The following is a 12,300-nucleotide window of genomic DNA, read 5'->3' on the forward strand; positions in this document are numbered from 1 at the left end:
TATATTTCTCATGCAAGCAATAGTAAGCAATCTTTAGTATGATAGTAGTAGCGATTTTAGAAAAGGTAGATATCATGCAAAAAAATCAACTTGTTAAACTTGAAATAACTGATCTCTCTTATGAAGCGATGGGAGTTGCCCATTTAGATGGAATGACGATTTTTGTTAATAATGCTTTGCCAGGCGAAGTAGTTGAAGCTAAAATCTTGAAAGTAAAAAAGAGTTTTGCTTTTGCTAAGATTGAAAAACTTATCAAGCAAAGTCCAGATCGAGTGACAATAAAATTGAATCAATGGGTGCAGACAGGACTTGCTAGTTTGGCGCACATTAAATATGCCAAGCAACTCGACTTTAAGCGTCAGCAAGTTATCAACTTACTGGAAAAAGCGCACTTGAATAAAAAAGTTAATGCTACATTAGCTAGTCCAGAAGAAACAGGCTACCGTAATAAGGCTCAAGTGCCTGTGCGGAAAATAAAGGGACAACTTGAGATTGGTTTTTTCCGGAAGCATTCTCACGACTTAGTTCCGATGGAAAACTTCTTTACTACTGACCCTGAAATTGACCGGGTGTTGGTAGCAACACGCGATATTTTACGTGAAAATCATGTGCCGGCTTATGATGAAGTTAAAAATAAGGGTGAAGTTCGCTATCTTGAAGTGCGCAGAAGTAAGGCTAATGGTGAAATGATGGTCATCCTAGTATGTTTACACAAGGACTTTCCACAACTTGCCAAAGTAGCTGATGAAATTAGTCAAATTTCAGGCGTTGTTAGTGTGATTTTAAACCATAATCCGAAGAAAACGAACGTTATCTTGGGTAAGCATGACTACTTACTCGCAGGTAATCCACAAATTGAGGATAAAATTGGGGATGTACGCTTTAAGATTTCGGCTCAAAGTTTCTTCCAAATTAATTCTATGCAAACGCCACGCCTTTATAATTTAGCAATTGAAAAAGCTGGTCTAACTAGCGATGATACAGTGATTGATGCTTATTCTGGTATCGGGACTATTGGCTTAAGTGTCGCTAAACATGTTAAGAGCGTTCGCGGGGTTGAAATTGTTAAACCTGCAGTGCAAGATGCTAAAGAAAATGCACTGCTCAATAGAATTGAGAATGCTGATTATGTGTGCGGTAAAGCAGAAGAATTGATGCCAGCTTGGGTAAGTGAAGGGATGAAGGCGGACGTGATCTTTGTTGATCCACCAAGAAAAGGATTAACACCTGAATTTATCGAAGCTAGTGTTAAGACTAATCCGCAAAAGATTGTGTATATCTCATGTAACCCTGCAACAATGGTGCGTGACTTAACAATATATCAAGACTTAGGTTACGACTTTGAAGAAATTACACCAGTTGATATGTTCCCACAAACGCCGCATGTAGAATGTGTGACGGTACTTGAGAAGAAATAAAAAAGCGAGTCCAGCTGGACTCGCTTTTGCTTAGTTAGGGAGGGAAGGTTTAATCATCTATCTTTTAGACGCAGCATTAAGTTTTGATTTTCAGAAAAAGTAAAGTATAAGCCATTGAAGATTGGAATAAATACAAATGTATACTAAGACAAAACAAAAGCAAGTTGAAGATGTTCTCTTAACTCAAATTGTAGTTACATCAGAAGTAAATAATATTTTTAAATATAATGGCAAAATATATTCAAGTCAATCATATGAATCAGGCCTCGATCCTGATATGTCGGATTTCGCTCGATGGAACTGTATCTGATGAGCTAATTACTAAGTTATTATCGACTAATTTTAAGTCAACAAAAAATTAGTTATAGTTAGTTTTCCCCCCCCATCTCCCCGTTTTTTAGATTGACGTTATATTTTCATAATGATTTAATTGCTATAAAAGTGAATCGTGAGGTGTCAACTATGAAAGTCAATAAAATAGCAATCGTTAGCCTATCAAGTGGTATTTTAGGCGAAGATGCAGTAGCTCATGAGCGAGAATTAGGCATAAAAAGACTCAAAGATTGGGGCCTAGAAGTAGAGTTTATGCCTAATAGTTTGAAAGGATTAACTTATATTAAGGATCATCCTGAAAAACGTGCTGAGGATTTGCTGGCTGCTTTTGAAGATGACTCAGTTGACATGATTTTATGTGCAATTGGTGGGGATGATACTTATAGACTTTTGCCATATTTATTTGAGCATGATGAATTAAAGCAAGTTGCTAAGTCAAAAATATTTTTAGGCTTCTCTGATACTACTAAGAATCACTTCATGCTCAATAAGTTAGGAATCAAGACTTTTTATGGCCAGGCATTTTTAACCGATATCTGTGAATTAGACAAAAAGATGTTGCCATATAGTCAGGCGTATTTTGAAGAGTTAATTGAGACTGGAACGATTAAGGAAATTCATCCAAGTGATGTCTGGTATGAAGAAAGAAAAAACTTTAGCAAGCAAGCTGTTGGAACTTCAAGAGTTAGTCATAAGAATAATGGTTTTGAGTTATTAAGAGGGCCCCAGCAATTTAGTGGTGAAATATTAGGTGGTTGCATTGAGTCAATCTATGACTTCTTTGATAATTCACGTTATGAAGATACTGTTTCTTTGACACAAAAGTATCATTTATTCCCTAGTCTTGATGAATGGCGAGGAAAAATTTTACTTTTAGAGTCTAGTGAAGCAAAGTCTACTCCAGAAAAATACCGGAGAATGGTTAAAGCGTTAGTAAATTATGGTATTTTTGATGTAGTAAGTGGAGTTCTGGTAGGACAGGCACAGGATAAAGTATATTATGAAGAATATAAACAAATTTTGCTTGAAGAAATTAAGAATGCTGACTTACCGATTGTTTATAATCTAAATGTTGGTCATAGTACACCACACTGCATTGTTCCTTTTGGCACCAAAGCAGAAGTAGATGTAAATCAGCAGATAATTAAATTCTTTAACTAGAAATGGAATAAATATGGCTTTTAAAGCTAGTTTGCCCCAAGGACTTAGTGCAACCCTATTATCAGAACGGGATTTATCCTTAATATATAAACTTTGTCAGACTCAGCCACAATATTTTAAGCAAATGGGGCAAACATTGAGTTATCAACATTTAAAACATCAGTTAACGGCCTTGCCGGATAGTGGCTTGTCACAGGACTCAAAGCAGTTTTGGGGCTTTTGGAAGGGAAAAGAATTGATAGCCTTTTGTGAATTGATTTTAAAATTTCCAGAAGAAGATTCTGCAATAATTGGATGGTTTATGGTTAAAAAATCTGCTACTGGTCATGGATTAGGAGGTGAATTAATTCAATCTATAAAAAAACACTTAGTAAACTTCAAGATTAAAGAAATAATTTTAAGTCGTTCTGATAAAAATTATTCAGGTAAAAGTTTTTGGATGGCACAAGGTTTTGAGCCAACTGGTGAAGTGGAGAAGTATCCTGAAGTAACTATGATAACGATGTCTTGCAAGTTATAAACATTTTTTAGATTATTTAATTGCGCCATCTTCTTCAAAAAGTGGTACATTTAAATTAACCTAGTTTTAGGTTTTACTACAATCGAAAAGAGGAAATTACTATGAGTAAGTATGTTGTAGAATTAAACGCAGAAGATTTGCAAATGTTGAAGGACTGCCACTCAAAGAACCCTTCAATCATGAAATCATTAAATGAAGCTAAAGAAGAAAATTAGTAAAACAAAAAGCACCGTTAGGTGCTTTTTTCTTTTACTTAAATTTTTGACTTGTAGTATTTTTTGACTAGATAAAAAATCGGTATGCCTAGCGCAATAAAGCTAATAAATAAAATTACTCCATGAAAATCATTGATAATTTCACAAATGGCAACAAAAGCTCCACCAGCAATGGCCACAATTGGAACTAAAGGGTAAAGCGGAGTTGAGAAAGGACGTTTTTCATTTTGTTTTCTCAAAATAAAAATACCAAAGAACGCTAGAATATAGAAACAATAAACTGAAAAAACGCATAAGTCGGATAGGCGATTAGGATCAAAAAATAGCATCATAATAAAAGCTAAAACTGAAACAAAAATTGTGGCCACAATTGGTGTTTTCCCTTTAGGACTCAAGTAAGCTAAGCTTTTTGAAAATGGAATATCTTTACGTTCCGCCATCGCAAAGACAATTCGAGGAAAAGTTAACATTTTCCCATTGAGTGTCCCCAGCATTGAAATGATAATACCAGCTGCCATGATTTTCCCACCAATAGGGCCGAATGCCTTAGCAGTCATATATGCTGGGGCGTTTTCACCTAAGCGATGAATTAGATTAGCAGGCAAGAAGCGAAAAATCCCAATTGTAATTAAACTATAAATTACTAAAACAGTACTAATTCCCAAGATTATTGCCTTTGGTAATAATTTTTGGGGATTTTTCATTTCGCCACCTAAGTTAGCAATTAAAATCCAGCCGTCATATGCAAATAAAGTAGCTAAGATGGCAACACCGAAATTGCTAGTTGATTGGCTGATTTCACTTACTGTTTGGCCTAATGCATTTTGATTTCCCCAGAAAAGGCCAAAAATTATAATAGCTGCTATTGGAATCAATTTTCCTAATGTTGTTACGACTGAGAAAGTAGCACTAATTTTATTTTCGAATAGATTCATAAATGCAATTAAAATAATACTACAAATTGCTAGAGGAATTCGCCAATTAGAGCTGAGACCGAAAAAGTTAGCCATTAAAATACTCATAAAACCAGAAACGGAGGCAATTATTGCTGGTCCATAAATTATAATCTGCATCCAGCCAGCTAAAAATCCAGCCATTCTACCATATATGTTTTCAATATAAATATAAAGCCCACCGGTGTAAGGCATTTGTGCTCCTATTTCGGCGATTGTCAATCCACTAGTTAAAGTAATGATTCCACCTAAAATCCAAGCTAAAATTGCTAAAGCAGATGAACCGGCACTATCTAAAACAGCTGCTTGCTTGAAGAAAATTCCTGAACCAATGATGGTTCCAATAACAATTGAGATAGCCGAGGTAAAACCTAATGATCGTTTTAAGTTTTCTTGCGGTTGTTTTTGATTCATTGATACTTGCTCCATTCTTATTGGCGATAAAAGAACCCCACCAAACATTAAGTCTGTTCACTTAGTGGTTGGTAGGGTCAGCAAAAACAAGAAAATATGTATACCAAATTACTCAACCACTATTGTAAAGAAGGTTGAGGAAAGGGAATTATTTGATTGAAGGATTTCTAAAAGAAACATACAATAACCTCCCTAGGTATAATTTAAATAAAGATTACCACAGCTCTAGAGTTAGATGCAAGTAATAACTAAGTTATTAGTCCCAGCCTTTGAAGTAATTCAATTATCTGATGTCTAGTTTTATTTCTAAATAAATAACGCTAGACAATATTACTATTATGAAAAAATTATTTTATCTATAATTGACCGTTTTGCTCTTTAAAAGAAAAGCAAGTTAAAAATAACATCAAAGCGGAAAGTGCTTAAAACGCTGGGGGGGGAAGGGACGAACCTATCTACCATATTGTAATAATGATGTTAAAGTATTAGTATAAACTTAGATGAAATATGTATGTATAAACCTATTGGAGGAATTAAAATGCTTTCTAAGAATAATAAAAAGATGCGTGCGATGAAAATGGCCGCTGACGAGCAACAACATTTTTCTTTGAGAAAGTTAAGTGTGGGATTAGTCTCTGTTTTAATGGGGACCACATTTTTTTTAACGAGTCAATCAACTACAGCCAAAGCTGATACCTTACCGGTTACTACTTCTTCAACGAGTTCTTCATCTGATAACCAAGCTGAAGATACTGAATCAAGTCAAGAAGCTAAAGGCAATGCAACTAATGAAAACGAATTAGTATTATCCTCTTCACAAGCAAAAGAAAGTGAAGCAAATGCTACTCAAGCAACTTCTTCAGTTGAAAGTAATAACACTGATAGTCAAGCAACCAACAATAATACAACTGAATTGACTATTAGTGATTCAAATAGAACAGTAAATACCAACGCTTTAACTGAAAGTAAAGCTCAAGTTAATGACGCTTCAGTTAAGGAAGTTTCAACTTGGAATGACTTTGATAGTGCTTTAAGAAATTCAAACATTCATACTATTGATATTAATGCAGACTTTGGTAGTAATAACTACAATAACAATGTTAGTCGTTACAGCATTGCCTCACGTCAATTAACTATTAATGGTAATGGTCACAAGGTTGATTTCGGTTCAATCGGCTACTATATGAATCCGGCAGCTGATAGAACTGCTGATATTACACTTGAAAATGGTACTTTTACTTCTAAGAGTGCCACTGGTCCATTTGCCTTCCTTAGTGGCTATGATCGAAACTCTAAGATTGGCCAACCAGGTAGAGCTACGCATAAGATTACTTTAAAGGATGTAAATATTGACGCAGGTCAAGGTGCATATGCTAACAACGCTGAAATTGACCTTGAAGGTACTGTCAATATTAATGCTGGTAACTACTACCTTTCACCAATTACTAACAAGAAAGTTTATACCGAAACTGGTGGTAACCGTGCAGGTATTGAAGCTGCTTGGATTATTATTAAGCCAAGTGCCAACGTAACAATTAACACTGACCACGGAGCAGCTTTAGCTAACGATAATTCTGACAGTAACCACAAGATTGAAGTTGGTGCTAATGCGACATTAAACGCAACATACAACCACTCCACTTGGGGTACTCCTGATGCCGGGATGAAGACAGCTGTTCTTTCAAACGGTGCTAATGGTGGTACTGTAATTTTCCGTGCAGGATCAAAAGCCACTTTCAATATGGCTCACAACAACGTTACTAACTTAAATGGTAATGGTAACTCTGGTTGGGGTGACGGTTCTGTTCTTTACTTAGGTGCTGCAACTACTACGATTGAAAAGGGTGCAACTGTTACTATTAACAACCCTAAAGAGTCTCACACTGATAACTCAATCTTCCTTCGTAATGATGGTACTTCATTAAATGTTTACGGTAATTTAATCATTAACGATGGTGCACGTAACTACACCTTCAGAATGGATAACAAGGTAACATTGAACGTTGGTCAAAAGTTGGGCGACAATGACTTCTCAAATGATAATGGTAAGTTGATTGTTAACCGTGATGGCGACTTCTACTTGAACAACGATGGTGGTTCACTTTCACTTTGGGGACCAATTACTGTTAATGTTAACTCAGGTGCCCGTCTTGAAATTAACTCTAATGGTATTACTAATGGCAGAGGTACTGGTCAAGGCCAATCACTTCTTAGAGTGGGTAACAGTAGTAAGTTAAATGTATTTAAGCGTGGTACTTTTATCTTAAAAGATAGCAGTAACGGTGCTGTTTCACTTGTTAACCAATATGGTGCAAATGGTAACTTCTATTTTGATAATACTGCTCAAGTGATTTTTGACATTAGTCAAAATGGTAGTCAAAAGAGTCGTATCTTCTCATTACCAGGTCAATTAGTGGCTACTAATGACTCAGTACGTGCAATGCTTAATCCAACTTCAAGCATTACTAACATGGGTACCTTTAAGCGAGTTCAATTACCATTAAATGGCTCAGGAACAATTATTGGAACTACTTTACACTCAGACTACCAACAAGTTGGCTACAGTAACATTACCAATATCAATAATGCCATTAGAAATGGTCAATTAAGATACCTCGAATTCTCAACTCGTGAAGTTAACAAGCCATCAATTACCGGTGAAGGTCAAGGCTTTACTGATAATGGTGCACAATTAAAGGGTAATGTTGTTGATGAATCTACTGAAACTGGTGCTGTTGCGGTAGTTTACGATTCAAAGAACAATGAACTAGGTCGCGCTAATGTTGATGATAATGGTAACTTTACAATTAACTTAGCTAAGCCACTTCTTAATAAAGAAGGCGTTCGCGTAAGAATCGAAACTCCTCGTGGTGCAGGTGCCTTTGCAACCACAGTTGCTCCTTTAGGACCAACTGTTAAGAGTCCAATTACTGTTGGTCGTGACCAAAGTTTAGTAGGTCAAGATGCTAGTCAATACATCACTAATAAAGATGCAATTTCTAACTTAAAGCCAGGTTCAACTAGTTTTGATGATTCAGATTATGAACCAACCTTTAGTAAGGCTGCTTGGAAGAGTGTTGACTTTGATAAGAAGAAGGGTGTTATCACTGTAACTTATAAAGATAACACCACTACTGACTTGACGGTTGACTTAAACGTTAAGAATGTCATTACTGACGCCGACAAGTACACTCCTGAAGCAGGCACTATTAAAGTTGATAATGGTCATAAGTTAGACGGAGACGATGCTTATGATGCCATTAAGAACCATGACGACTTACCAGCTGATAAGACTACTGGTTACAATTGGGTAGTTGATGATACTCACCCAGCAGTAGATACTACTAAGCCTGGTGACCACAAAGGTTATGTACAAGTAACTTATGAAGATGGTTCTAAGTCTGACCCAGTTGAAGTAACTGTTCACGTAATTGGTGACAATGAAAAATACAATGCCGTTCCTAAGACTTTAAACGTTAAAAAGAATGACACTGTAAATCCTGAAGACTTGATTGCCAACCGTGAAGGGGATGCAATTCAAGATGGTAAGACTTATACAAAGCTACCAAATGGTACAAAATATGACTGGCAAGGCACACCAATTTCAACCAAAGATGGTGGTGTTAAGCAAGGTCAAGTTAAAGTAACTTATCCAGATGGAACAACTCAAGTAGTAGACGTTACTGTTAACGTTTATGAAGATGCCAACGTTTCAACTGTTGTTGGTCAAGATATCAACGCTAACTTAAATGAAGATGTTTCAAGTCGTGCAATTGACGCAATCAACAAACCTAAGTCGACTAACTTACCAACTGATCCAAGTGCTTACACTTGGGCAAGCAAGGTTGATACTTCAACTAGCGGTGATAAGCCAGCAACTGTTGTTGTAACTTACCCAGATGGTTCACAAAACAGTGTTAACGTAACTGTTCACGTAATTAGTGATAAAGACAGATATGGAGAGAAGATAGCAGATCAAGATATCGTTGTACCAATTAACACTGATTTAACTAACAGAGCAAAAGATGGTATTGCTAATGCTGATAAGCCAGCTGATGGGTTCCCACAATTACCAGCAGGCACTAAATATAGCTGGTATCAAGACGTGGTACCAAGTACAGCTAATACCAACAAAAAGATCGGTTACGTTCAAGTTACCTTCCCAGATGGTAGTTTCACTGTCGAAAAAGTTAATGTAATCGTTACCGCCAATTCTAAGACTTTAGCTGAAACCCATATCCTTAAGCCTCATATTCAACAAGTTTCACTTGGTACTGATATGAGTATGGAAAATAAAGAAGGCATTAATTATGCAGCTAAAGCTGTAATTAATAAAGGCGATCAACCAGCAGGCACAAAATATAGATGGAGAACAGGGTTTGTTCCAGATACCTCTAAACCAGGTTGGACTTCTGGTATTGTAGTTGCTGAATATACAGATGGCTCAATTAATGAAATGGAAGCACCAGTATATGTCAAGAATTTGGCAGAGAGTTATCCTGTAGAAACTCAAGATATTAGTGTGCATGTTGGTGATTCTATCGATAATAGAGCAAAGGATGGGATTTACAATGCAACACATGCAGGTAAGACCAATCCACAATTGCCTGAAGGTACGACTTATGCATGGTATAAAGGTATTGTTCCAGACACCAAAACTCCAAATAGAAAAGTTGGATATGTAGAAGTAACTTTTAGTGATAAGAGTACTACCGTTGTACCTGTAAATGTCATTGTTACAGGTGACAGTCAATCTGATGCTGAAAAGTACCCACTTGAAGGTAAAGATATAAATGTTCATCTTGGTGAAAAGGTTGATATTAATGATGGTGTCGCTAACCTAGATAAACTTAAGAACTTAAGAAGTGAAGATCCGTTTACTTGGAAAGAAGGATCAGATTTAGATACTTCAACTGTTGGCGACAAGGATGCTATCATCATTGCTCACTACCAAGACGGTTCAAGTAATGAAGCAAAGATCAAGATTCATGTTAAGACTATGGCTGATGATTACAAACCTCAAGGTAGTACTATCAAGGCCAGCTTTAATGAAGATATTTCTGGTTCTAACCGTGCTGAAGAAGCTATTACCAACTCAAAGGATATGCCAGAAGGAACTAATTACACTTGGAAAGAAAAGGTTGACACTTCTAAAGCTGGTTCTAAACCTGCAACAGTTATCGTAACCTTCAAGGATAAGTCAACTAAGGAAGTTCCTGTAACTGTTAAGGTTTCAAGTCTTGCAAATGACTACAAGGATAAGATTGATGTTAAGACTGACACTAGAATGATTCATGCTAAGTGGAAGGGTGACATTAAGAATTATCCAGCTGTAGATGGTATCGCAAATGCTAAGACCGAAACTACAACTGATGGCAAGAACTATCCAAACTTAACTCCAGTTCTTAAAAATCAAGAGCCTGACACTGCAATTGTTTGGAAGACTGCACCAGACTTAAATACCCCAGGGTTAACTTCTGGCGTTGCAACAATCACCTTTAAGGATGGATCAACTAGAGATGTTACAATTCCAGTTTTAGTTCAAACTGATGCTGATGCTAACACTCCTGATGTAACTACAATTAAGGTCAAGCCAGGTACTACTGAAAGCCTTGATGCTACTAAGGGTGTTAAAAACTATGGTAAAGATGCAACTCATACTAAGTTGCCAGAAGGTACTAAGGTAACCTTTGACGATCAAACTGGTGCTGATGACTTTGCTCAACATGGTGTTCCAGGTCAAACTAAGAAATTCCCTGCAACTATCACTTATCCAGATGGTTCAACTACCAAGATTGAGATCAAAGTTCACATAATTGGTGATAACGAAGTTTACACTCCAATTACTCAAGGTATTAAGACCACTAAGGGTAACCTTCCTGAAGCTAGACTTGGTGTAGAAAACTATGATAAAGATGTCACTCAAGATGGTAAGACTATTTCAAAATTACCAGATGGTACTATTGTAGTTTGGAAGAACCCAGGTCAAGCACATCAAGATATCAGCAATATGAATCCTGGCGACACGAAGAATTTTGATGCTGTAGTAATTTACCCAGATAAGACTACTGCTAATGTTTCAATTCCTGTAACCATTGCTAAGGATGCTGATATTTATCCAATAGTTAAGCAACCAATCGTTCTTCATGATAGAACTTTGCCTGACAAAGCTGATGATGGATTAGCTAACTTACATAAGGCAATTGACTTCAAGACTCCACAACTTCCTGAAGGCACTCATGCTGAATGGAAAGATAAAGCTAAAGCTCAAGAAATTGTTAAAAATATGACTCCTGGTGACACAGTTTCAATTCCAGCAGATGTTGTCTTCCCAGATGGTTCAACTAAGAGTGAAGGTATGGATGTCATCGTTCACTTGCATGGTCAAGCAGATGATGTTGATGTTAAGACTCAACAAGTGGACTTGAAGCCAGATGGCACACTTCCAGAAGCCAGAAAGGGTATTCAAGATGTAGATAATATCCCACACCTTAAAGATGTTGAATGGGGTAATAAAGATGGTAAACCAGCTTCTGAACTAGTTAAGGGCATGAAGCCAGGTGAAACTAGAGATAAAATCCCAGCTGTTGTACACTTTGAAGATGGCTCACATAAGGATGTAACTATCAAAGTTCACATGCATGGTCAAGCAGATGACTATGATGTTCAAACTCAAAAGGTAGATACTGATAAAGATGGTCAATTACCTGAAAATGCCGATGATGGTATTAAGAACTTAGGTGAATTACCAAAGGGAACCCATGCCGATTGGGGCAAGGATGCCCAAAAGACTGTTGACCAAACTCAACCAGGTACAGATGTTGATGTTCCAGCAGTTGTAACATTCCCAGATGGCTCAACTAAGAATGTAACTATTCCAGTTCACAAGTATGGTATTAGTGATGATGCTACAGTAACTCCTAAGGATGTAACTACTGACGATGGTACTTTGCCAGATGCTTCAAAAGGTATTGATCATGTAAGCTTTACTGATGGCCCTGACAAGACTCCAGCACAAATTATTGCTGATGGCGGCCGAATTGACTGGGGCGATGGCGCTGAAGACGCTGCTAAGAAGCTGATGCCAGGTGAAAGTGCCAAAGTTACTGTTAAGGTAACCTTCCGTGATGGATCAGAAAAAGATGTTCAAGTAACTGTAACTCGTAAGGATAATACACCTGAAGATTCGGGCTTGAATGATCCAACAACTAAGGTCCCAGTCAAGGATAAGGATCACATTACCCCAGAAGATAAGGAAAAAGTCATCAAGAATGTAAAGGATGCCA

The 12,300-nt window shown here is 36.9% G+C and carries 5 protein-coding genes; 4 read left to right on the top strand and 1 reads right to left on the bottom strand.

What is annotated here, in order from left to right; genetic code table 11:
- Window positions 1-74 precede the first annotated feature (74 nt).
- From rlmD to H628_RS0103105, 3 genes are all read left to right on the top strand, one after another.
- A complete protein-coding gene (gene rlmD, locus H628_RS0103090) occupies window positions 75-1,418 on the top strand; it encodes a 23S rRNA (uracil(1939)-C(5))-methyltransferase RlmD (RefSeq protein ID WP_027825151.1) in 1,344 nt (447 codons plus the stop codon).
- A 462-nt stretch (window positions 1,419-1,880) separates the two neighbouring features.
- Window positions 1,881-2,912, top strand: a complete 1,032-nt coding sequence (locus H628_RS0103100; RefSeq protein WP_027825152.1) for a S66 family peptidase — start codon at window positions 1,881-1,883, stop codon at window positions 2,910-2,912.
- Window positions 2,913-2,925: 13 nt separating this feature from the next.
- On the top strand, window positions 2,926-3,432 hold the full coding sequence (locus H628_RS0103105; protein ID WP_027825153.1) for a GNAT family N-acetyltransferase: 507 nt from the start codon (window positions 2,926-2,928) through the stop codon (window positions 3,430-3,432).
- A gap of 253 nt (window positions 3,433-3,685) precedes the next feature.
- On the opposite strand, the gene H628_RS0103115 is transcribed toward H628_RS0103105, so the two are convergent.
- On the bottom strand, window positions 3,686-5,014 hold the full coding sequence (locus H628_RS0103115) for an APC family permease (RefSeq protein WP_027825154.1): 1,329 nt from the start codon (window positions 5,012-5,014) through the stop codon (window positions 3,686-3,688).
- A gap of 538 nt (window positions 5,015-5,552) precedes the next feature.
- Between H628_RS0103115 and H628_RS07190 the strand changes: the two genes are divergently transcribed.
- Window positions 5,553-12,300: Rib/alpha-like domain-containing protein (locus H628_RS07190; protein WP_081662440.1), on the top strand; the 6,748-nt coding region annotated here is incomplete at its 3' end.

The organism is Lactobacillus psittaci DSM 15354 (genome assembly GCF_000425905.1).
In the GTDB taxonomy this organism is placed as follows: domain Bacteria; phylum Bacillota; class Bacilli; order Lactobacillales; family Lactobacillaceae; genus Lactobacillus; species Lactobacillus psittaci.